Origin of the sequence: Bradyrhizobium sp. CCBAU 11430 (assembly GCF_028128855.1) — a bacterium.
Taxonomy (GTDB): Bacteria; Pseudomonadota; Alphaproteobacteria; order Rhizobiales; family Xanthobacteraceae; genus Bradyrhizobium; species Bradyrhizobium ottawaense.
In genome coordinates this window covers 310,843-334,371 of record NZ_LBJV01000003.1, presented here as the reverse complement: position 1 = coordinate 334,371, position 23,529 = coordinate 310,843, and the positions used below count along the sequence as shown (strand labels likewise).

At 64.9% G+C, this 23,529-nt stretch carries 15 protein-coding genes and 1 pseudogene; 4 read left to right on the top strand and 12 right to left on the bottom strand.

All coding sequences use genetic code 11. The annotated features are described in order from the left end of the window. Positions 1 to 64 precede the first annotated feature (64 nt). From XI04_RS01595 to XI04_RS01580, 4 genes and pseudogenes are all read right to left on the bottom strand, one after another. Positions 65 to 913, bottom strand: a complete 849-nt coding sequence (locus XI04_RS01595) for a right-handed parallel beta-helix repeat-containing protein (RefSeq protein ID WP_095425678.1) — start codon at positions 911 to 913, stop codon at positions 65 to 67. A 489-nt stretch (positions 914 to 1,402) separates the two neighbouring features. Further along, the gene (locus XI04_RS01590; protein ID WP_271623366.1) at positions 1,403 to 2,458 is read right to left on the bottom strand and encodes a hypothetical protein; all 1,056 of its coding nucleotides are present in this window, start codon (positions 2,456 to 2,458) and stop codon (positions 1,403 to 1,405) included. Then, positions 2,441 to 2,503, bottom strand: a pseudogene (locus XI04_RS01585) (hypothetical protein); the annotation flags it as partial. The pseudogene XI04_RS01585 and the gene XI04_RS01590, both read right to left, overlap by 18 nt. After that, the gene (locus XI04_RS01580; protein ID WP_271623362.1) at positions 2,482 to 5,133 is read right to left on the bottom strand and encodes a M10 family metallopeptidase C-terminal domain-containing protein; all 2,652 of its coding nucleotides are present in this window, start codon (positions 5,131 to 5,133) and stop codon (positions 2,482 to 2,484) included. The gene XI04_RS01580 and the pseudogene XI04_RS01585, both read right to left, overlap by 22 nt. Before the next feature lie 198 nt (positions 5,134 to 5,331). Between XI04_RS01580 and XI04_RS01575 the strand changes: the two genes are divergently transcribed. Together XI04_RS01575 and XI04_RS01570 are read left to right on the top strand one after the other, a co-directional pair. After that, positions 5,332 to 5,634 carry a hypothetical protein gene (locus XI04_RS01575; RefSeq protein WP_097668467.1) on the top strand — a complete coding sequence of 101 codons (303 nt, stop codon included), beginning with the start codon at positions 5,332 to 5,334 and terminating at the stop codon, positions 5,632 to 5,634. Positions 5,635 to 5,752: 118 nt separating this feature from the next. Further along, the gene (locus tag XI04_RS01570; RefSeq protein WP_179879895.1) at positions 5,753 to 6,946 is read left to right on the top strand and encodes a CaiB/BaiF CoA transferase family protein; all 1,194 of its coding nucleotides are present in this window, start codon (positions 5,753 to 5,755) and stop codon (positions 6,944 to 6,946) included. A gap of 78 nt (positions 6,947 to 7,024) precedes the next feature. Here the strand turns inward: XI04_RS01570 and XI04_RS01565 are convergent, their stop codons facing one another. The 7 genes from XI04_RS01565 to XI04_RS01535 all read right to left on the bottom strand — a co-directional run bounded on the left by XI04_RS01565 (position 7,025) and on the right by XI04_RS01535 (position 18,045). Then, positions 7,025 to 7,903, bottom strand: a complete 879-nt coding sequence (locus XI04_RS01565) for an outer membrane protein (protein WP_095425682.1) — start codon at positions 7,901 to 7,903, stop codon at positions 7,025 to 7,027. 154 nt (positions 7,904 to 8,057) lie between these two features. Then, positions 8,058 to 9,581 (bottom strand): tripartite tricarboxylate transporter permease, encoded by a 1,524-nt coding sequence (locus tag XI04_RS01560; RefSeq protein ID WP_095425683.1) that lies wholly within the window; start codon positions 9,579 to 9,581, stop codon positions 8,058 to 8,060. Between the two features lie 11 nt (positions 9,582 to 9,592). Beyond that, on the bottom strand, positions 9,593 to 10,135 hold the full coding sequence (locus XI04_RS01555; RefSeq protein WP_097668465.1) for a tripartite tricarboxylate transporter TctB family protein: 543 nt from the start codon (positions 10,133 to 10,135) through the stop codon (positions 9,593 to 9,595). Between the two features lie 198 nt (positions 10,136 to 10,333). Continuing rightward, positions 10,334 to 11,308: a Bug family tripartite tricarboxylate transporter substrate binding protein gene (locus XI04_RS01550; protein ID WP_179879894.1), complete on the bottom strand. Its 975-nt coding sequence runs from the start codon at positions 11,306 to 11,308 to the stop codon at positions 10,334 to 10,336. A 207-nt stretch (positions 11,309 to 11,515) separates the two neighbouring features. Continuing rightward, positions 11,516 to 15,415, bottom strand: coding sequence for a beta strand repeat-containing protein (locus XI04_RS01545; protein WP_271611418.1), 3,900 nt, complete (start codon positions 15,413 to 15,415; stop codon positions 11,516 to 11,518). A 585-nt stretch (positions 15,416 to 16,000) separates the two neighbouring features. Beyond that, complete coding sequence (locus tag XI04_RS01540; protein WP_028142550.1) at positions 16,001 to 16,798, bottom strand: enoyl-CoA hydratase/isomerase family protein; 798 nt, start codon at positions 16,796 to 16,798, stop codon at positions 16,001 to 16,003. 47 nt (positions 16,799 to 16,845) lie between these two features. Beyond that, positions 16,846 to 18,045, bottom strand: a complete 1,200-nt coding sequence (locus XI04_RS01535) for a pyridoxal-phosphate-dependent aminotransferase family protein (protein ID WP_028142551.1) — start codon at positions 18,043 to 18,045, stop codon at positions 16,846 to 16,848. Between the two features lie 206 nt (positions 18,046 to 18,251). On the opposite strand from XI04_RS01535, the gene XI04_RS01530 reads away from it, so the two are divergent. Both XI04_RS01530 and XI04_RS01525 read left to right on the top strand, forming a co-directional pair. After that, entirely contained in the window at positions 18,252 to 21,260 is a 3,009-nt protein-coding gene (locus XI04_RS01530) for an FAD-binding and (Fe-S)-binding domain-containing protein (protein WP_049824214.1), read from the top strand. Continuing rightward, entirely contained in the window at positions 21,253 to 21,681 is a 429-nt protein-coding gene (locus tag XI04_RS01525) for a GlcG/HbpS family heme-binding protein (RefSeq protein ID WP_018319272.1), read from the top strand. The genes XI04_RS01530 and XI04_RS01525 overlap by 8 nt, the downstream gene beginning before the upstream one ends. Positions 21,682 to 22,700: 1,019 nt before the next feature. Here the strand turns inward: XI04_RS01525 and XI04_RS01520 are convergent. After that, complete coding sequence (locus XI04_RS01520; RefSeq protein WP_038971950.1) at positions 22,701 to 23,483, bottom strand: enoyl-CoA hydratase/isomerase family protein; 783 nt, start codon at positions 23,481 to 23,483, stop codon at positions 22,701 to 22,703. Positions 23,484 to 23,529: the final 46 nt, after the last annotated feature.

Sequence of the window (23,529 nt, the reverse complement as noted above, 5' to 3'; positions counted from 1 at the left end):
TTCAACCTCCCAAATTGAACTGAAGATTTCACGTTGCCAGAAGAAATTCACGAGCAGTTGCGGACTAGTGGTACCCGCCAGCAGTAGCCGGCGTCGTGTCCGGCGCGTTGCCGTTGATCTGGTTATCCAGATAGGACAGCACATTGCCGGAGGTCGCCGCCCCCAGATTGTTGACGATCACCGAGCGGCCGATTCGCACTCCCGCACCACCGGTAAGGGCGACGCCCGTACCCAGATTCTCCGAGATGTTGGTGTTGTTGATCTGGACGTTGGCCGATCCCTGCACGCTCACGCCGACGAAGTTCTTGTGGATGGCCGTGTTGTTGATCAGGCTCCGCGAACTGCCGCCGTTCGTATTGATGCTGATCCCGGCGCCGTCGGCGGCGGTGCCGTTGTGCGAGATCACGCTGTCGCGGATCATCAGCATCGAATTGAAGTTCAACGGGTTGACGAAGACGCCGACGCCGCCCGCGCTGTTGAAGTTCCTGATGAAGCAATGCTCGATGACCACCGAGGCCGCCTGGAGGATGTTGACGCCCTTGATGCCGGTTCCGAATCCGTCGATGTCCAGGCCGCGCAGCACGACGTGATCGGTCGCGGCCGCGTTGATGATGACGCCGGAGCTACCCGCTGCGAGGATGCCGCCGACAACCCCTTCGCAATAGATCGAGATCGCCTTGGTGATGGTCACGACGCCGAACCCGCCGGAGTCGAGACAATTGATCTCGCCGCCCGCCGCCGTCTTCGAGATCGCCCCTGGAAAGGTCTTGCACGGGGCGGTGCGGCTGCAGGGGTTGGCGTCATCGCCCACGCCGGACACCCACGTTCTGGTGGCCTGGGCATGAGCCGGTTGCGACGCAATCACCGGCACGAACAATCCTGCAATCAGAGCCAAGAGTGCAATTCGACGCATTTCTCTTTCTCCCGATATTGAGCTGGAATCCCAGCTTGTTGGCCATGCACAAGTCTTCGCCGCAGCAGCCCGCGCGTCGCGCGGCCCTACGGCATCATTGTCGATATTTCGCTGAAACTTCCCCCGCCGCTTTCGGCGCTCGCAGTACGGCCTTCGTGTTCAAATGATTGGATACGCAACGCTGTTGGGAAAAACGGAAGCAGGCTTCTTGCCACTTCGCATCACGCAACTGTTGCGCGACGGACGGCGAGCTTTCTAGTGGTCGTGCCGGAACAGGCAAGGTTCAATTTGACGTGTACATTTTATGGGGAATCTTACGCCATGAATGCGCTTACGGCGTCGCCAACCACGTCCGGGGTAGCCGCTGGTGACGGTCAGCCCAGAAGCGATCGTGAACACGCGGTGCATCTCACACGAATAACGATGCGATCCGCCTGCCCTGACAGGATGGATCGCCCGCGCTGCGTCGATTCGACGCGAAGCGTGCCGTCAGCTCAGCAGGAAGCCATGTTCGTGCAGGTTGTGAAAAAACTCGGTCAGAATGTCGATCACAGCCGCGTCGTGGCTTCCCGCCGGTTGAGTCCACTGCTCTGCAGTCTGCGTACTGGCCGGCGCGGGCATGGCGTCCGGCAGCTCGGACGGGACGGCCGATGAGATTCCGCTCTCAGTGAAATTGAACGCAAAACCATCACCTGAGGTGCCGAGCCCCGCAGTCGCGGGCGGCGCTGCGCCGACGGCGCCGTCGCCATTGAGGTCCTGGTGAAGCGTCGGCTCCAGCGCCTTCAGCGAAGGATCATTCCCCAGCACCTCGGGCGCCGCCGCGAGCGTGGTGAGGAAGTTGCCGGTGCTGTCCGTGCTCCACACGGAGTAATGGGCGTTTGCCGAGTTCTTCCAGACCACGTCATAACCGCCGCCCGACACCTGCTCGGCGGCAGTGACCGACCAGGTGCCGAAATTCGCCGCGATCACCGTAGCCCCGGCGTATTTCAGGACGGGGCCGGTGCCGGTCGAGATGTCGGCCAAATAATAGTTGCCACCTGACAGGATCGTTTTGGTCGATCCGAGCGCCTCGACCGTGACGCCGCCGAGGATGGGGACCCCGGTCGTGCCGTCGCCGTTGAGATCCTGATGGAGGGTCGGCTCCAGTGCCTGCAGGGACGCATCGGTCCCCAGCACTTCGGGGGCGGCGGCAAGGGTCGTCTGGAAGTTGCCGGTGCTGTCGGTGCTCCAGACGGAATAATGCGCGTTCGCCGAATTCTTCCAGACGACGTCATAACCGCCGCCCGACACCTGCTCGGCGGCAATGACCGACCACGTGCCGAAATTCGCCGCGATCACCGTTGCCCCGGCATATTTCAGAGTGGGACCGGTGCCGGATGAGATGTCGGTCAAATAATAGTTGCCACCTGACAGGACCGTCTTGGTCGATCCGAGCGCCTCGACCGTGACGCCGCTGACGACGGGGACGCCGGTCGTGCCGTCGCCGTTGAGATCCTGATGGAGTGTCGGCTCCAGTGCCTGCAGGGACGCATCGGTCCCCAGCACTTCCGGGGCCGCGGCGAGGGTCGTCAGGAAGTTGCCGCTGCTGTCCGTGCTCCAGACGGAATAATGCGCATTCGCCGAATTCTTCCAGACGACGTCATAACCACCCCCCCCCCCCCCCCCCCCCCCCCCCCCCCCCCCCCCCCCCCCCCCCCCCCCCCCCCCCCCCCCCCCCCCCCCCCCCCCCCCCCCCCCCCCCCCCCCCCCCCCCCCCCCCCCCCCCCCCCCCCCCCCCCCCCCCCCCCCCCCCCCCCCCCCCCCCCCCCCCCCCCCCCCCCCCCCCCCCCCCCCCCCCCCCCCCCGGTCGTGCCGTCGCCGTTGAGGTCCTGATGGAGCGTCGGCTCCAGTGCCTGCAGGGACGCATCGGTCCCCAGCACTTCGGGAGCGGCGGCAAGCGTCGTCTGGAAGTTGCCGGTGCTGTCGGTGCTCCAGACGGAATAGTGGGCATTGGCCGAATTCTTCCAGACGACGTCATAACCGCCGCCCGCCACCTGCTCGGCGGCAATGACCGACCACGTGCCGAAATTCGCTGCGATCACCGTAGCCCCGGCGTGTTTCAGGACGGGGCCGGTGCCAGATGAGATGTCGGCCAGATAATAGTTGCCACCTGACAGGACCGTCTTGGTCGATCCGAACGCCTCGACCGTGACGCCGCTGGCGACGGGGACGACGGGGACCCCGGTCGTGCCGTCGCCGTTGAGGTCCTGATGGAGCGTCGGCTCCAGTGCCTGCAGGGACGCATCGGTCCCCAGCACTTCGGGAGCGGCGGCAAGCGTCGTCTGGAAGTTGCCGGTGCTGTCGGTGCTCCAGACGGAATAGTGGGCATTGGCCGAATTCTTCCAGACGACGTCATAACCGCCGCCCGCCACCTGCTCGGCGGCAATGACCGACCACGTGCCGAAATTGGCTGCGATCACCGTAGCCCCGGCATATTTCAGGGTGGGGCCGGTGCCGGTCGAGATGTCGGCCAGGTAATAGTTGCCACCCGACAGGACCGTTTTGGTCGATCCGAACGCCTCGACCGTGACGCCGCTGACCACGACGACGCCGGGGACCCCGGTCGTGCCGTCGCCGTTGAGATCCTGTTGCAGCGTCGGCTCAAGCGCCTGAAGCGACGCGTCGGTCCCCAGCACTTCCGGGGCTGCGGCGAGGGTCGTCAGGAAGTTGCCGGTGCTGTCCGTGCTCCAGACGGAATAGTGCGCGTTCGCCGAATTCTTCCAGACCACATCGTAGCCGCCGCCCGACACTTGCTCGGCGGCAATGACCGACCACGTGCCGTAATCGGCCACGTTGACCACGGCGCCCCCGAACTTCAGGACAGGCCCGGCGCCGGTGGAGATGTTGTTCAAGTAATAATTGCCATTCGTCAGAACCACGCTGGTCGATCCGAACGCCTCGACCGCGGTCGGCACGAGAGTGGAACTGGCGACCGCGACGCCCCCGAACTGGAAATACTCGACGCCGGTGACGGTGTCGGTGCCGTCGGGTGAGCCACTGCGCAAGTCGGCCAGAGTGAAGGTCTGTGTCGCTGCGTTGTACGAGACCGTGTAGTTGGCCCGGCTGCCCGAATACACCGCGGTGTCGGTGCCCGAGCCGCCGATGATGGTGTCGTTGCCCGCCCCGCCGGTGATCGTGTCGTTGCCGCCGCCGCCGTTCAGCGTGTTGGCGATGGCGTTGCCGACGATGGCGTCGTTGCCGGATCCACCGATGGCGTTGTCGATGTAGGAGCGTGCGTCGCCGCCATAGAGATAGGCGTTGTAGACGTTGCCCGATGCGTAATGGCCGTTGCCCAGATACGCCAGCTGCACGGAGGAGAACACCGACGAGGCGCCGGGATTGAGATTGATGCTCAGGCTCGTCGTGTAGTTCGACAGGTCGTAGGTATCGACGCCGCCGCCGTCCCAGACCGTCTCGTAGATGCGGTTGGCCGAGCCGCCGATGCCGCCGCCCGGCGCGAGCTGCCCGACACCGTTGATGAACTCCTGCCCCGTGGTCGGATTCCAGGTGTAGACGGTGCTGCCGCTCTGGGTCGTGTAGTCCGCGCCGTACATCGTCTGCAGCGCGAGGATATCGTTGGCCATATAGGTCTGCGAATATCCGTACGCTTCATTGGTGTAGCCGGACGTGGTCGAACCGCCGACATAGCTGCGATAGCTCATGACGGTGTATTCGCTGTCGTCATGCGCGCTCGGCACCGCGACGTTGGCCGGGCCGCCGGCCTCCTGGCTGTGCTTGAGGCCGAAGGCATGGCCGAGCTCGTGCAGCGCGGTGGTGAAGTAATAATTGCCGAGCTTGGCCAGCGAGAAATTGTATTGGGTGCCGAACCAGATGTCGCCGCCGGACGCGTAATTGCCGGGATAGTAGGCGTAGGCGGTCGGATTGGCCGCCGGCGATTGCGCGATCATGATGTCGGCGCCGTTCGTGCCCGCATACTGGACGTCGGCGTTGGTGTAACTGAGGATCAGCCCGATCGCGTAGTTGATGGCCGCCTGGATCTGGGTGGGCGCCGAGGCAAAGCCCGAAGTGGTCGGCTCGCTGCTGCCGCCGTAATAAGGATTGGGGTAGTCGCTGGATGCGTCAGGGAAACTGTAGGTGATCGTGCCGGTCCATTTGTAGCCGGACAGCAGGCCGTCGATCTCGGCGTTGTTGGTGGCACTGACATTAACAGCGGTAGCCAATGGACTCTCCAGAGCAACGCGTCGCGTGCGATTCGGAACGAAAGCACATGATTCTAGCGTGAGAGTTAAACGTTTGGTTTAAATTGGGCAGCTCCGCCTGCCCCTCTTCCATAAGACTGTGTTAGCCATCAGATCCCGTAGTCATACGGGGCGCAACAACAGCCTCGGTTCCTGCGGCACCATAATTTGCAGGGTTTCATGAAACGACGTTCAATCATGGCCGGTCTGTTTGGCGCCTTGATGGCGCTCGCGGGACAGGGTCATCAACCCTTCGGAGGACTGCCTGTCGTGGTGGACAAGGCCAAGGCGGACGACAGCGGCAAGGCGGCGCGTGCGCCCTCCATGCCGATGGCCCGCGATCCCGCCGTTGCGGTGGCAGAGGAATACGAAGCCGCCCGCCGCAAGGGAACGCGGGAGGCGCTCGAGTTCTTCATTGCGCGCCACGGCGATGATCCCCTGGCCGAGCAGGCACGCACGGAGTTGAAGCGCCTGTCGCGCTGATCGCTCGGGCACCGCATCAGGCATGGCATTTCGGTAGGCGGCATCGGCGCCGGGCCGGCTTGTCGCATGGTCGTTCGGCACTATGGTAGGCCCGCAATCTGTCCCGGAGCCTCTCAAAATGCCCTTTCCGCATGCCTCGGAAGCCCTGTCGCGCTTTACCGTGCTCGATCTGACCCGCGTCCGCTCCGGGCCTACCTGCGTGCGGCAGCTGGCGGACTGGGGTGCCAATGTCGTCAAGATCGACGCGCTGACCGAGGACGCCGGCGGCGAGCAGCCGGGCGGCCCCCGCCGGGGTTCCGACTTCCAGAATTTGCACCGCAACAAGAGGGCCATGACGCTGAACCTGAAGGACGAGCGCGGGCTCGCATTGTTCAAGCGCCTCGCCGCCAAGGCCGACGTCGTGGTCGAGAATTTCCGGCCCGACGTGAAGAAGAAGCTCGGCATCGACTATGAGAGCCTTGCCGCAATCAACCCGCGCATCGTCTATGGCAGCATCTCCGGCTTCGGCCAGGACGGCCCCTATCACAAGCGGCCCGGCTTCGATCAGATCGCGCAAGGCATGGGCGGGCTGATGTCGATCACCGGGGCGCCGGGCGAAGGCCCGATGCGGGTCGGCATTCCCGTTGCCGACCTGACGGCCGGGCTGTTCTGCGCCATGGGCATCCTCACCGCGCTGCTCGAGCGCGAGGTCTCGGGCAAGGGCCAGTGGGTGCAGACCTCGCTGCTCCAGGCCCAGATCTTCATGCTCGACTTCCAGGCCGCGCGCTGGCTGATGGAGAAGGAGGTCGCCAGGCAGGCCGGCAACAACCACCCGACCAGCATTCCGACCGGCGTGTTCAAGACCTCGGACGGCTACATCAACATCGCCACCACGGGCGGGCGGATCTGGGAGCGCTGCGCCCAGGCGATCGGCGCACCGGAACTCTATGCCCATCCGGACTATGCGACGGCCCCTGCCCGCTCCAAGAATCGCGACGCGCTCAACGCCGAGATCGAGAAGCGCACCGTGACGAAGTCGACCGAGACCTGGGTCAGCGAGCTCAACGAGGCCGGTGTGCCCTGCGGACCGATCTACGCGATCGACCAGATGTTCGAGGACGCCCAGGTCAAGCATCTCGGCATCGCCCAGGACGTGCCGAACGACGAGGACCGCCACATCCGCCTGGTCGGCCAGCCCGTGACGCTGTCGCGTACGCCGAGCAGGATGGTGGCGCGGCCGCCGGAATTCGGCGAGCAGACCGACGAGGTCCTGAAGGAATTCGGCCTCAGCGCGGACGAGATCAGCAAGCTCAGGGACGCCAAGGTGGTGTGAGTCCCTCGCCTGACGTCGCCAAACGACAAAGCCCGGCGCAAGCCGGGCTTTGCTTCTTGTTGGACGCCTCTGTTGATCTTAGTACCTGGCGACGACCGGGCTGTCGAACTGGTAGTTGATGCCGGCGCGCAGGATGTGGTCGGTGAAGTGCGACGAGACATTGGCGCTGATCGGCAATGCCGGCGACAGCGTGAACGGACCGGACGAGAAGCGCCCGAGATCCATGTAGAGATATTCGAGCTTGGCACTCCAGTTCCGGGTGATCTTGCCTTCGACGCCCACGCCGGCAGTCCAGCCCACGCGCGTCGTGGAGGTCGAGCCGACCGACGAGATCGGGCCGAAGGGCGCGACGGTGCTGAAGCTCGACATCGTGCCCGTGGTCTTGATCTCACCGAAGGCCAGACCGCCGGTGCCGTAGAACAGCACCTTCGGGGTCGCCAGGATACCGACGCGACCACGAACCGTGCCGAACCACTGGAGCTTCTGGTCGACCGACAGAGTCGTGCCGGCCAGACCGCCGGGCGGAAGGAACGTAAAGGTCGGAAGACAGGGACCGGCGCCCGGCGCGATCGGGGCACCCACGCAGCTATAGCCGGCGCCACCCTTCTCTCCCGACCATTGCAGATCGCCTTCGACGCCGAACACCCAATTGTCCCGCTGCCAGTTGTAGCCGGCCTGGCCACCCGCGATGCCGCCGTTCATGTCGAACGCCGCGCTGGTGATGGAGCCGGCCGGAGGCGCGATCGGCGTGCCGGTCGGAGTGTTGAAATAGGAGACGTCGGTGCGCGAACGGCCCCAGCTGTAGCCGCCATTGGCGCCGACGTACCAGCCGGTCCAGCTCCAGACCGGATCGACGATAGGCGCCTTCACATAGGGCCTTGCTGCGATATCGGCAGCCAGCGCGCCCGTCGCGAACAGCGACATCGCCGCTGCCATTCCCATCACGATCCGCTTCATGGAGAACCCCCTCCGCACGATTTTGTGATCGAAACATACGTCACCGCCTGCCCAAAGGCTGTGCCATGCCGGCAACATCCAGAAACAATCGCAGCGTGTGGCGCTCCGGACCACAACGACATGCCCTCCCTTTATGTAATTGAATCCAGATGATTTATGCTTGTCGCGATGTCGCCCTGGTCCGCTGCGTCCATCCGACGCGGGAAAGCACGCCGTCGATCACCGGCCAGAACAGCAGGACGATCGCCAGCGTCGTGATCGAGCCGACCAGGCCGTTCGACCAGAACACCTTGAGGTCGCCGCCGGAGCCGATCATCGACAGACGAAAGGCGTCCTCGGCGCGATTGCCGAGCACGAGCGCGAGGGTGAACGGCGCCAGCGGAATGCCGATCTTCTTGAAGACGTAGCCGACGATGCCGAAGCCGAGCATCAGCCAGATGTCGAACATCGCATTCTGGATCGCGTAGGCGCCGATCGCGCAGGACACCACAATCATCGGCGCCACCGCGGCAAACGGCACACGCAGGATCGAGGCGAAGATCGGCACCGTCGTCAGCACCAGCACGAGGCCGACGACATTGCCGAGATACATCGATGCGATCAGGCCCCAGACGAAGTCCTTGTGCTCGACGAACAGCAGCGGCCCCGGATTGAGCCCCCACACCATCAGGCCGCCGAGCAGGATCGCCGCGGTCCCCGAGCCGGGAATGCCGAGCGCCAGCATCGGCAGCAGCGCCGAGGTGCCTGACGCATGCGCCGCCGTCTCAGGCGCGAACACGCCCTCGATGCGGCCCTTGCCGAAACTTTCGGGATCCTTGGCGAAGCGCTTGGCGAGGTTATAGCCCATGAAGGAGGCCGCGATCGCGCCGCCCGGTGTGATGCCGAGCCAGCAGCCGATGAAGGAGGAGCGCAGCAGCGTCGCCCAGTATTTCGGCAGGTCCTTCCAGACGCCGAGCACGACGCGGAGCGAAATGCTCGCCGCATGTCCCCGCAGCGCCAGCCGCTCCTCCATCGTCAGCAGGATCTCGCTGATACCGAACAGGCCGATCACGGCCACCAGGAAGTTGATGCCGCGGAGCAGCTCCGGCGAGCCGAAGGTCATGCGGAGATTGCCCGACACGGTATCCATGCCGATGCCGGCGAGCAGCAGCCCCAGCGACATCGAGATGACCGTCTTGTGCTTGGCCTCGCGCCCCAATCCGACGAACGAGCAGAATGTCAGCAGATAAACCGCGAAAAACTCGGGCGGCCCGAACTTCAGCGCAAAGGACGAGATCATCGGCGCGAGGAACGTGATCAGCAGCACCGCGACCAGCGAGCCGATGAAGGAGGAGGTGAACGCCGCGGTCAGCGCCTCCGCGGCCCTGCCCTGCTGCGCCATCGGATAGCCGTCGAAAGTGGTCGCGACCGACCAGGCTTCGCCGGGGATGTTGAACAGGATCGAGGTGATCGCGCCGCCGAACAGCGCGCCCCAATAGATGCAGGACAGCATCACGATCGCCGAGGTCGGATCCATCGTGAAGGTGAGCGGCAGCAGGATCGCGACGCCGTTCGGGCCGCCGAGGCCCGGCAGCACGCCGACGAAGATCCCGAGCACCAGCCCGACCATCATCAGGACGAGCGTCTTCCACGTCAGCAGGACGGCAAAGCCGTGAAGCAGGAGACCGAAAGCTTCCATCGCGGGACCGCCTAGCGGCCGAAGGCCGCTTCGAGCGGCCCTTTCGGCATGATGACGTCGAAGGCGACATCGAATGTGACGAACATGATCGCCGTGAACACAACAGCGGTGAGCAGCGACTTCCACAGCGCGATCTTGCCGACGAAGCGCATGAAGCCCGAGATCAGCAGGAAGCTCGCGACATAGAGGCCGAGGAACTGCATCACGAGGCAGAACAGCAGCGTCGGCACGAACACCGCCATGACGCGGCGGGCCTGCGCGCGCGTGACGAAGGTTCCGGACGCCGCACGCCGCGCCAGCAGCGCCACGATCAGGCCGTAGAGGCTGCCGCCGCCGAGGATGACCGAGAGATAGAACGGAAAATAACCGGGTTCGGGCCCGGTCGAATCCCAGGACGCGCCGGTGCGCCAATTGTCGTAGCCGAGCGTGACGGCCAGCGCGAGCAGCAGCAGGCAGACGACGATCTCGACCGTGCCGGACGAGACGACGGAAGGCGAGTCGTCTTCAGGCGCGGTCGGATCGTCGACGACGATTTCGAGATCGGTTTGGGACATGGGCTAACAACAAATACTGTGGCCAATCCCCTCTCCCCGCTTGCGGGGAGAGGGTCAGGGTGAGGGGGAGTCTCCACGGGGACGGTGAAAGCTGGACTCGCGCAGAGTCCCCCTCACCCGGATCGCACTGGACGATGCTTCGCATCGCCAGGTGCAATCCGACCTCTCCCCGCAAGCGGGGCGAGGTGAAGAAGACGACTACTTCGCGACGAATCCGGCTTCGGTCATCAGCGACTTGTTGATGGCATCATCCTCCTCGAGGAACTGCACCATGTCCTTGCCGGTGAGGAAGATCGGCTTCAGCGCCTGCTTCTCCATGTAGTCCTTGTACTCGGCGGTCTGCGTCACCTTGTGGAACAGATCGACGTAGAACGCCTGCTGCTCAGCCGTCACCTTGCCGGGCAGGAACATCGCGCGCAGCATCAGATATTGCACGTCGACCCCCTCCTCCTTGCAGGTGGGGATGTCAGCCCAGGACTGCGTGTCCGTCACCTTGCTGGTGTAGGAGATGCGCTCCTTGTCGAACACGCAGAGCGGGCGCACCTGGCCGGCGCGCCAGACTTCGAGGTTTTCGCTAGGGTTGTTGACGTTGGCTTCGGTGTGGTTGCCGACCAGCTGGGTCGCGGCCTCGCCGCCGGACTTGTAGGGCAGATAGGAGAATTTTGCGCCGGTCTTCTGCTCGAGGAAGACGGTCAGCACGTGATCCTCGCGCTTGGAGCCGGTGCCGCCCATTTTGAACGGCGCGCTCGCCGCCTTCGCGGCCGCGACGAATTCCTTCACCGTCTTGGGGCCCGCGCTGTTGTCCCAGAGCACGAACTGGTCGAGCGCGACCACCGAAACCGGGGTCAGTTCACGCCAGTTGAAGGGGATCTTGGCCGACAGCGGCAGCATGTAGATCAGCGAATAGGCGATCAGCACCTTGTTCGGATCGCCCTCGCTGGACTTCATGTACATCAGCGCTTCCGCACCCGAGGCGCCGCCCTTGAGCGAGACCACGATCGGCTGCTTCATCAGATTGTTCTTCTGGATCGCGGCCTGCATCATCCGCGCCATCTGGTCGGAGGCGCCGCCCGCGCCCGCCGCCACCACGATCTCGACGGGCTTTGCCGGCTCCCAGCCGGCAACAGCCGGCGTGCCGCAAAGCGCGACTGTCAGCGCAATCGCGGCCTTCATTCCATGTCCCACGGGCGTCTTCCCTATGTTCTTGTTCGGATTGGAAATTCAGAGATGAATTCAACGACCATTGTGCTGGCGAATCCGGCCAAGTTCAAGCCGTCCGACGTCATCCCCGTTATGACTTTGGAATGAGATGACGCAACGCAAAAAAGCGGGCTCCTTGCGGAGCCCGCGCCTTGGGGCTTCAAACCCGGATGCAGTAGCCTACACGACCAATATGTCGTGCTGATTGAGCAGCACGCCGTTCTGGACGCTGACAACGGCGACCGCCGCGCCCTGGGTGCCATCAGCGCTGTAATAGAGCGTCTGGTTGCCGGTGTCGAAATGGAATTGGGAGAAGCCCGAGAACACATCGTCGCCGGAGGTCTCGAACGTCACGTCCATCCCTGCCGTCAGCCCGCCACCGAAGCTGCTCGCGGAGACAGCGATGCGGTCGTGCTCGGTGGTGTTGTTGAAGTCGCCGATCGTGCTCGGACCGGATGGTTGGAGGAAGGCGAAGGTATCGTTGCCGCCGCCGCCGGTCATCGCATGGCCGCTGGCCGTGGCGATCAGGACGTCGTTGCCGCCGCCCCCGCTCATGGTCTCGCTCCCGTTGGCCGCGATCAGGATGTCGTCGCCGCCGGTGCCGGTCAGCGCGCTCGCGCCCGCCGTGTTGTTGATGATCGTTGCCGTGGTCGCATAGGTCGTTCCGTCGGAGGTGGTGTAGCTGAACGAGCCGCCAAGCGTCCCGTCGTCGGTGAAGAAGGCATCTCCGAACGCGACAGCACCACCACCGGAGCTCGTCGTGATACCGCCAAGCGAAAGATGGTCGATGGTGTCGGGATCGGTGTCGTTCAAGGCCAGGGCCCAGCCGGGGATCTGGACCGTCGCATTGGCGCCGACATCGGTGATCACGGTCTCGCTGGCCGCCGTCGGCGCATCATTGGTGCCGTTGATGGTGACGGTGACATCCTGCGTGGTCGAGCCGCCATTGTTGTCGGCGATCGTCACCAGATAGTCCTGGGTCAGCGTCTGCCCCTGCGCCAGGAACTGGATGTCGGCATTGTCGACCGTGAAGTGCCAGGCGAGCGAACCGGCGCCGCCGGCCTCGCTGATCGGATCGAGCGAGAACGTGCCGACATAACCGCTGCCGTTCGGCACGAAGCTCGCGCTGTGCGTATCCCCCGTCTCGGCGTCGGAGAACGACAGCGAGCCCGCCGTGGATTCGGTGGCCGGCCCCGTCGCCGGGCTGACGCTGACGGAATCGAGGATCATGCCGGTGTCATTGTCCTCATAGGAAAACTGCAGCAGCGTGGATGACAGCACGCCGTCGCCGAGCACATCGAAGGAATAATGGTTGACGCCGGCCGGCACGTTGCCGAGCGACAGGATCGTGGCGCCGTCCCACGATACCGTGAACGGCGCACTGACGCTCTCGGGATCGCCGATGACGTCGAAGCTGACGAAATAGTGCTGGCCGGGCGTGGTCGCGACGTTCTGCGACAGCGTTTCCGGATTGCTCGTCGGCAACAGCTCGACCGAGTAATGGCCGAAGCTGCCGCCGAGCTCGAGCTGCGCGACGTGGATGTGGCCGCCGCCACTCACCGTCCAATTGGCCAGATTGCCGGTCTCGAAATCGCCGTTGAGGATCACCGGCGGGCCGGCGTCCTCGGTGACCGCTCCGCTGAGATTGGCCGCGGTAACTAGCGGGTTGTCGTTGGCGCCGGCGATATCGAAGGTGATCGTGGTCGAGGCCTGGTGGCCCTGGCCGTCGGCGACCGTGAAGGTGAACTGGTCGGTGACGTTGTCGCCGGCGAGCAGCGCGTCGACCGACGCATCCGCGACGTAGCCGTAGGAGCCATCGGCGTTGAGCACCAGCGTTCCATGCGCACCGGCGACCGAATGGCCGACATTGGCGGCGCTGCCGTTGACCTCGGTAATGGTCCGCGGCGTGCTCTGGTCGACCGGCTGGGTGATGTCGAAGATGGCACCGCTTGCGATTCCCGTACCGGCATCCGGGCCCGCCGTATCGGACGCCGCGATCGTCAGCGGCGTCAGGACCAGCGGATCAGCCGCACCGTCGATGGTGACGGTGACGGTCTGGACCGAATTGGTAAAGCCGTCCCAGACATTGACGTCGTATTGCACGGTCAGCGTCTCGCCGACGCTCAGGAAGTCGAGATCGGCGTCGGGAATGCTGAAAGTCCAGTCGATGCTGCCGATTCCCGTGCCCGTGGAATCATGCAGCACCGTTGCGAGCGCCGATTGAAGGTCGACCAGCGTCTGCGCCGGGGCGGCAAAACTGTTGGCCGACCACACCGCCGAATTCAGCACGACGCTGACGGAATGGGCGTCCGACAGATCGACGTCATTGAAGCTCAGCGTTCCCGTCGGCACCGGACTGGTGGTGTCGGGCGATTGCGATCCGGTCACTCCAGGCTGCTCGGACAGCGACGCGGATCCCGGTCCGCTGGTGATCACCGGCGCGTCGTTGGCGCCGGTGATCACGACGGAGACGGTCTGCGTCGAACTGGTCGAGCCGTCCGCGACCTTGATGTTATAGGTCACCGTCAGCGTCTCGTTGAACGCGAGATAGTCGAGATCGTTGTCGGCAATCGCAAAGTTCCAGTCGATGCTGCCGGTGCCGGTGCCCGTGGAATCGTGCAATGTCGTCGTCAGCGCCGCTGCGAGATCCGCCTGCGTCGCGGCGGGCGGCGTCGGCCCCGAGGTCGAGTCCAGCGTGACCGTCACCGTGTGCGTATTGCTGGTGTCCTGGTCGGTGAAGGCGAGCGTGCCCGCCGGGATCGTCGGCGTCGTGTCCAGGACCGGGGAGCCCGTCGTGGCGTCCTGTTCGGCAACGGTGGAGGATTCCGGACCGCTCGTGATCACCACGGGCTGGTTGACCCCGAGGACGGTGATGGTGACGTCCTGGGTCGTGGAGCCGCCGTGACCGTCGTCGACCGTGACGTGATAGACAAGCTTGAGCGTCTCGCCGCCGTTGAGGAAATTGGCGGAGGAATTGGGAAACGCGAAATTCCAGTCGACCTCGCCGATCAGATGGCCGGTCGAATCCTGAAGTGCGGTGCCGAATGCGGCCAGCAGCTGCGCATTGGTCAGCGGGATCGCTCCGCCGCCCGAACGGGTTGCGGTGACCGTCGTCGAGACCGTGTGCGCGTCGGCAAGATCGATGTCGGTGAAGAGCAGGCTGTCATGGGCGGCGAGATTGCCGCCGGGGTCGACATTCTGATTCTCGACGAGCGCGGCCGATTCCGGGCACGACAGGAAAAATGGCTTGTCGTTGGTGCCGACCACCGTCACGGTGACGGTCTGCGTCGATATCCCGCCGGCATGGTCGTCGAGCTGCACCGTGTAGGTGATGTCGAGATGCTGGCCCGCCGCAAGATAGTCGAAGGCGAGATCGGGCGCGGAGAAGGTGGTGTTGATGGTGCCGGTCGAGGAGCCCGACGCCTTGACGACGTTGTCGACGTGATAGAACGACATCAGCTCGGCGTTGCCGAACGGGCCCGGCAACAGGCCCGCGGTGGCGCCGGAGGCGGAGACGCCGATCACCGTCGCGGTGTGCCCGGTGTTGGCGAGGTCGTCATCGGTGAAGTTGAGCGCGACGTGAACCGTGTCGGGCGAGAGCGACAGCGTCTGGTTGGTCTGCTCGGTGACTGTCGCCGCCGTGGTCATGTTGATCACCGGCTTGTCGTCGGTGCCGGTGATGGTGATCTTGACGGTCTGGATCGCGAAGCCGCCGTGGTTGTCGAGGATCTTGACGTCATAGGTCAGGACCAGCGTCTGGTTCTTGGCCAGGAAGTCGAAATCCTGGTCCTGGTCGCTGAAACTCCATTTGAGCTGCCCCGTGCCGTTTGAATCGCTCAGGATCTGCGACTGCATCGCGGTCTGGAAATGCGCAAGCGAGGCCGCCGGAACGATCGTTCCGCCCGAGACCACCGCGGAATGCAGCGTCGCCGACGTCGTATGGGTGTCGGTCCTGTCGCTGTCCCTGAAGCTCATCGTCCCGGACAGAGTGTGCAGCGTGGTTGAATCGTTGAGGTTGGCAAATTCGGTGAAGCTGCCCGTCGCGGATGACGAGGTGAAAACCGGCGTGTGGTTGGTCATGGAAAATTCCCTGCCTGGTTGCCATGGAGGCGCCGCCGCACGAGGGCGCGGCGACGTGACTGATCGGTCCGAGAAATCAGACGAGACTCAACGGTCTTGCATCAAAGCGTTGGCTTAGGGTCTTGATCTAGGAGCTTGATTCAGGAGCTTGGGCTTGTTCGCGAGGCCGTCCCGGGATGGTCGGCAGCAATGAAATTGGCGCGGCTCGCGTCGTGGAAATTACGTCGCTATGTCTTCAGTTCAATTTCAGTTCAATGACGTCCGGTTGCAGGACGGTCGGTCAGAACGCTTCGCAAAATTCACGTCAATCGATTCAATCGGACTTAAAATCACTTGCTGGCCGCCTGTCGGCTCGAGGAATACGAGAGGGCATCATGCAACCTCTGCGATCTTATGCCCGAGCTCGTCGCGTCGTCAACGTGGACGCGTAACCGCAGGCGCGTGCAATTGCGGTTCCGGAGGGCGGAACCGCTTGAAAGATTTGTGACATTGCAATTGCGCGGGGCCGCTGACCATTGAGGGGTCAGCAATCGCTTCCACCGGTCGCGCCGCACCCGGCATGGCGCAGCCGGCCAAGGACGCGGGCTACCTGCCCTTCCAGTTCGGCGTACGCTTGTTGAGGAAGGCATCCATGCCTTCGCGGAAATCTTCGCTCATATAGGCTTTCAGGATCAGGTCCTCGCCCTCTTCGCGCGACAGCGTGCGGCGGATGCGGCGTACCGCTTCCTTGGTCGCTTCCAGCGTGAGCGGCGCATGGCTGGCGACCAGCTTTGCAGTCTCGTCGGCGCGGCGCTGCAGCGTCTCGACGTCAGGCACGACCTCGTTGAGCAGGCCAAGCGCGAGGGCCTCCGGCGCCTCGACGAGGCGCGCCCTAAAGATCAGATCCTTGGTGCGGGCAGGTCCGACCAGCGCCACGACGCGGCTGATGTTGGACATCGACAGGCAGTTGCCGAGCGTGCGCGCGATCGGAAAGCCCATCCGCGTCGTCTCGGTGCCGATGCGCAGGTCGCAGCAGGCCGCGATGCCGGCGCCGCCGCCGGTGCAGGCGCCGGCGATCGCCGCGATCACGGGCACGCGGCACTGCTCGAGCGTGCCGAGCACGCGGTCGATGCGGGCCTCGTAGTCGAGTGCGTCCTGCGCGGTCTTGAACGCACGGAACTGGGAAATGTCGGTGCCGGAGGCGAAGGCCTTGTCGCCGGCGCCAGTCAGGATCAGCGCCTTGATCGAGCGGTCAGCGTTGATCTCCTGGCAGATCTCCGCCATGCGATCATACATGGCGAAGGTCATTGCGTTGCGCGCCTGCGGGCGGTTGAAGGTGATCCGCGCGATGCCGTCCGTGACGGAGTAGAGCAGGTCTTCGTTCGTCGTCGTCGGTGCGTTCATCGCGCGCTCTCTTCTTTTGGTTAGGTCGGTTCAGGCCAGTTGAGCCTTTAAGCCACCTGGGCCTTGGACATCGGCACCGCGTCGCGTCCCTTCAGGACGTCCATGGCCGCCAACACGCCGCCGCTCCGGTGCGGGATCTTTGCCAAATCCAGGCCCATCTCGACGCCGGCGAGCGTGCCCATCAGCATCAGATCGTTGAAATGGCCGATATGGCCGATGCGGAACACCTTGCCCTTGACCTTGTTCAGGCCGGTGCCGAGCGACATGTCGAAGTTCTCCAGCACCACCTTGCGGAAGGCGTCGGCGTCGTGGCCATCAGGCACGCGCACGCCGGTCAGCGCCGGCGAGTGTGCAGCCGGGTCGGCGCACTGCGTCTCCAGGCCCCAGACCTTGATCGCGGCGCGCGTCGCCGCGCTGTGGCGCTTGTGGCGGCTCCAGACGTTCTCCAGCCCCTCCTCTTCCAGCATCTTGACCGCTTCGCGCAGGCCGTAGAGCAGGTTGGTGGCGGGCGTGTAGGGGAAGGTACCGAGCTTGTTGAAGTTGATGACTTCCTGCCAGTCCCAATAGGAGCGCATACCGGGGTTGGCCTTCGCAACGGCGAGCGCCTTCTCCGAGACGGCGTTGAAGCCGAGGCCGGGCGGCAGCATCAGGCCCTTCTGCGAGCCCGCGACCGAAACGTCGATACCCCAGGCGTCGTGCTCATATTCCATCGAGCCGAGGCCGGAGATGGTGTCGACCATCAGCAGCGCCGGATGCTTGACGCGGTCGAGCAGCTTGCGCACCTCCAGCGGCGGCGTCACGCAGCCGGTCGAGGTCTCGTTGTGCACGACGCAGACGGCCTTGATCGCGTGCTGCTTGTCGGCGACAAGGCGCTTCTCGATCTCGGCGAGGTCGGCGCCGTGGCGCCAGTCGCTCGGGATGAAGTCGACGTCGAACTTGAACTTGTCGGCGATGCCGCGCCACAGCACGGCGAACTGGCCGGTCTCGCACATCAGGAGCTTGTCGCCGGGCGCGAACACGTTGACCATCGCCGCTTCCCAGGCGCCGGTGCCGGACGAGGGGAAGATGATCACGGGCTGCTTGGTGCGGAACACCCGCTGCATCGAGGCGAGAACCGCAAAACCGAGCTCGGCGAACTCCGGACCGCGATGGTCCAGGGTCGGCATGTCCATCGCCCGCAGCACCCGGTCGGGCACGTTGGTCGGTCCTGGAATCTGTAAGAAATGCCTTCCAGTGTGCACGGTCATCGGCGTCCTTCCCGGTCTTTGAAGCTTGTCTCGGCTTTGGCGTCGGTCGGCCCGAATTCAGGGCTCCCGCGAGCCGCTCGCATATCACTATTCGCCGGGCTTGTCCCTCGCCCGGCGAGGTCCGTCAATGCACAAGAAGCAGGGCTCGCTTGCCAAGGGCCGTGACGGGAGGCAAGACGGTGCCGGCGAACAGGCGAAAGCGGATCATGGCGGCGGAAGTGGCTGGAAAATCACCGGAATCGGCCCAAACGGACGGCCTGGCGGCACGCCTGGCCCGGGAAATCACCGGCGATGTCCTGTTCGACCGCTTCAGCCGTGGCCGCTACGCCACCGACGCCTCGTTCTACCAGATCGTGCCGGCCGGCGTGGTCGTGCCCAAGACCATGGACGAGGCCCTGCTGGCCCTGGCGATCGCCCGCGATGAGGGGCGCAAGGTGACCCCGCGCGGCGGCGGCACCTCGCAATGCGGCCAGACCGTCAATGACGGGATCGTGGTCGATCTGTCGAAACACCTGAACCGCATCCTCTCGCTCGACGTCGAAGGCCGCACCTGCGTGGTCGAGCCCGGCATCGTCCTCGACGATCTCAACCGGCAGCTCAGAAAGCACGGTCTCTGGTTCCCGGTGGACGTCTCCACGGCCTCGCGCGCCACCATCGGCGGCATGGCCGGCAACAATTCCTGCGGCGGGCGCTCACTCCGCTACGGCACGATGCGCGACAACACGCTGTCGATGGAGGCCGCGCTTGCCGACGGCACGCTCGGCCGTTACGGCGAGGTCTCGCGCGATCTCTCCGATCTCGACGCGAGCGACAGCGCGCGCGCCCTGTTCCGCGACATGCTCGATCTCGGCACGCGCGAGGCCGACGAGATCGCCGCGCGCTTTCCAAAAGTGCAGCGCCGCGTCGGCGGCTACAATCTCGATGCGCTGGTGCCGCGCAATGCGCGCAACAACATGGCGCACCTCCTGGTCGGCTCCGAGGGCACACTGGCCTTCACTACCAAGGTCGAGCTGAAGCTGTGGCCCGTGATCCGCAACAAGGCACTGGGCGTTTGTCATTTCGGCAGCTTCTACGAGGCGATGGATGCGGCCCAGCATCTCGTCAAGCTGAAGCCGATCGCGGTCGAGCTGGTCGACCGCACCATGCTCGCGCTCGGCCGCGACATCGCGATGTTCCGCCCCATCATCTCTGCCGCGATCAAGGGCGATCCGGACGCCGTGCTGGTCGTCGAATTCGCCGAAGAAGACCAGGCGGACAACCTCGTGCGCCTGAAGCAGCTCGGTGAGCTCATGGGCGATCTCGGCTTCGGCTGGACCAACGACAAACGCAAATGGGGCGGCGTGGTCGAGATCACCGAACCCGCGCTGCAGAGCGGCATCGCCGATTTCCGCGCCGCCGGCCTCAACGTCATGATGTCGATGAAGCAGGAGGGCAAGCCGGTCTCCTTCGTCGAGGATTGCGCCGTGCCGCTGCCGCACCTCGCCGACTACACCGCACGGCTGAAGGAGGTGTTCGCCAAGCACGGCACCAGCGGCACGATGTATGCGCACGCCTCCGAGGGCTGCCTGCATGTGCGCCCGGTGTTGAATTTGAAGCTGGAGAAGGACGTCAAGGCGATGCGCGCCATCGCAGAGGAGGCCTTCGCGCTGGTGCGCGAGTACAAGGGCTCGCATTCCGGCGAGCATGGCGACGGCCTGGTGCGCTCCGAATTCCACGAGACGATGTTCGGCGAGCGTCTCGTCGCCGACTTCCGCGAGGTCAAGCAGCGCTTCGATCCCGATGGCGTGCTCAATCCCGGCAAGATTGTCGATGCGCCCAGAATGGACGACCGCTCGCTGTTCCGCTTCAAGCCCGACTATCGGGTCGGCGAGCTGAAGACCAAGCTCGACTGGTCGGCTTATCCCGGCGCCGGCGGCGGCTTCCAGGGCGCGGTCGAGATGTGCAACAACAACGGCGCCTGCCGCAAGCTCGAGGGCGGCGTGATGTGCCCGTCCTACCGCGCCACGCGCAACGAGAAGGACGTCACCCGCGGCCGCGCCAACACCCTGCGCCTTGCGATTTCAGGCCAGCTCGGCCCGGATGCGTTGTCCTCCGACGAGATGATGGAAACGCTGAAACTCTGCGTCTCCTGCAAGGCCTGCCGCCACGAATGCCCGACCGGCGTCGACATGGCCAAGATGAAGATCGAGGTGCTGGCCGCGCGCGCCGCCTCGCACGGCCTGACATTGCGCGACCGCCTGGTGGGTTATCTGCCGCGCTATGCCGGCCTCGCCGCGCGCTTCGCGCCGCTGGCCAATTTACGCAACCGCAGCCCGCTGCTCCGAAAGCTGTTCGAACGCTTTGCCGGCATCAGCGCACGCCGCGCCCTGCCCGCCTTCCGCAGCGACGTGTTTGCGCCGGCGGCTGACGTGGTCGGGCCCGTTGATGGCCGCGAGGTCGTGCTGTTCGCCGACACCTTCAATCGCATCTATGAGCGCGAGAACCTCGATGCCGCGCTGCGCGTGCTCGCGGCCGGCGGTTATCGCGTTCACTTGCCGAAGCCCACCAGCGGCAGCCGTCCGCTCTGCTGCGGCCGCACCTTCCTGTCCGCAGGCCTCGTCGATGAAGCTAGGGTCGAGCTCGATCGTCTCGTGGCCGCGTTTGCGCCCTTTGCGGCGCGCGGCGTACCGATCGTCGGCCTCGAGCCGAGCTGCCTGTTGACGCTGCGCGACGAGCTCGCCTCGCTGCGCAAGGACAACGACGCCAAGGCGGTCGGCGCGCACGCGCTGACCTTCGAGGAATTTCTGGTGCGCGAGGCCGAGGCCGGCCGGCTGCAACTGCCGCTCGGCACCATCGCTCACAAGGCCGTCGTGCACGGCCATTGCCATCAAAAATCCTTCGGCGCCTTCAAGCCGGTCGAGCAGGTGCTGCGGCTCGTCCCGGGCCTTGCGGTCGAGACCATCGAATCGAGCTGCTGCGGCATGGCCGGCGCGTTCGGCTATGGCGCGGACACCTATGATGCCTCGATCGAGATGGCCGAGCTGTCGCTGCTGCCCGCCGTGCGGCGCGCAGACCCGACGACTCTCGTCGTCGCCGACGGCACCTCCTGCCGCCACCAGATCCATGACGGCACCCGGCGCGAGGCGCTTCACGTCGCGCGCGTGCTGGCGATGAGCCTCGATCGTACTGAGACCAATTCCACCTCAACTGCTGCAAAGGAAACCAGCCATGGCTGACCTCACGCTCGACACCGCCCGCAAGATCCTCGATGCCGCCTTCGCGAAGGCCGGCGAACTCAAGCTGAAGCCGCTGGTCGTCACCATCCTCGACGCGCGCGGCGTGCTCAAGCTCGCCGCGGCGCAGGACGGCACCAGCCTGATGCGCGGCGAGATCGCGCATGGCAAGGCCTATGGCGCGCTCGCCATGGGCATGGGCTCGCGGGCGCTGTTCCAGCGCGCCCAGGAGCAGGCCTTTTTCATCGATGCCGTGAACACCATCGCCAAGGGCGCGCTGGTGCCGGTCCCCGGCGGCGTCCTGATCATGGATGGCGCGACGCTGCTCGGCGCCGTCGGCGTCTCCGGCGACACCTCCGACAATGACGAGGCCTGCGCGGTGGCGGGCATCCAGGCGGCCGGGCTGAAGCCCAACGCGGGGTAAGGTCTCGTAGGGTGGGTTAGCCCTGTGGGCGCGCAAAGCGCGGCCGCAGGGCGTAACCCACCTCTTCCGCTTCTGCGGGACAGACAGTGGTGGATTACGCTGACGCTAATCCACCCTACGACACCTACAAGCCCTTGCGCCACCCGACGGGCGAAACACCCATCGCTCGGTCAACCGTCACATCCCAAAATATTCGCCTTTACAGAATTTCTGATTTATCGCATTGTCGCCCCATCCTGATCCCGTGACAAGGGGCGGTCGTACGTCGTCACGAACCGCGGATCGGGCGGCGGTGGACGCTGGGCAGCGCCGTCGCGGATGTGAGACGCAGGGCGGGGCGATGGATTGAGCCGAACCCTGTGAGCGTCCCGCAAGCCGCGTTGTACGAACGGCGCTCGATGCCTGCCAGGCCCTTGGGCGAAGACGCCCTGGGGCAGAGCGGGAAGCCTGCGTACGGCAAAACCGTGTGGTCCTGGCCGTCGTTGCTACGGTCAAGCCCCGCGAATGCGGCGTCGCTTCGACCGAGGCGCGTCCGTGACTTTCGCGGAAGTGACGGAGGCAAGACAGAACTCGTCTCCGGGGAGAGCACGCATAAGCCGTCAAACCACTGCGCAGGGAAGGCCGGATGTTGGGCTGCCCTGTACTGCTCCTGTGCCTTGCGTGTGCATCATTCTTGCACGGGAGTCTTGCGGGTGCCAGCCGGCGCCCGGCCTTCCCTGCGCCCTTTCCTCGGACAGGGCGTGAAGCGAAAGCAAACCCCGGGCGAAATGCGCCGCGGGAAGGCGAAGGCGTGTCTGTTGTTTGAAAATTTAATCGGGGTTGGTGGAAAACACCCTCGTGCCCCGGACGCAGTGCAGCGCCTCTTCGGCGGTGCACTGCAGAGCCGGGGCCCATCTCGCCGCCTACTTTGCCGCCTCCTGGGTCCCGGCTCTGCGCAGGAACGCAAGAGCGTTGCAGCGCGTCCGGGACACGAGAGAGAGAGAGAAAGCGGCACCGTCACGAGCACCAATTTATCCCCCTCACCTTCCCGTCCAAACCGGCTTCCGCTTCTCGCTGAACGCCTTCAACCCTTCCTTGGCGTCCTCGGTCATCGCGAGCAGCGCGATCTGGCTTTCAGTGTAGGCGATGCTCTCGTCGAACGACATCGAGGCGATGGCGCGCATGGCGTATTTGCCGCGGCGGATCGCGGTCGGGGATTTGTCGACGATGCGGCCGATCAGCCAGTCGACCTTGGCATCGAGCTCGGCGGTGGGCACGACGTAGTTGAGCAGACCCGCGGCTTGCGCCGTCTTGGCATCGAACGGCTCGCCGGTGAGCGCCCATTCGTTGACGAGGCGCGGCGGCGCCATGTTCTGCAACAGGCTCAGCACCTGCATCGGGAACACGCCGACCTTCACCTCCGGCAGGCCGAAGACGACGTGATCGGCCGCGACCGCCATGTCGGTCATGCAGAGCAGGCCCATGCCGCCGGCCATGCAGACGCCGCCGACCCGCGCAATCGCCGGTTTGGTGGCGTTCTGTGACAAACGTAACAGATCGGCATAGTCGACATTTGGTTTGGAATGATCCATCGCGAAAGCCGCGCCGGAATTCTGCAGATCGGCGCCCGCGCAGAACGCCTTGTCGCCCGCGCCCGTCAGCACGATGACGCGGACGTCCTTGTCGTCGTGCGCGTCGCGATAGCCTTTGGTGATGCCGGCGATGACCTCGCCGTTCAGCGCGTTACGTTTCTCCGGCCGGTTGATGGTGATCCAGAACGCCTGCCCGCGCTTCTCTGTGATGATTGCTGTGGTGTCGGTCATGCTACGCTCGCTTCCTTGCCATCCGTTTTGCAGCCATTTGCGGCAG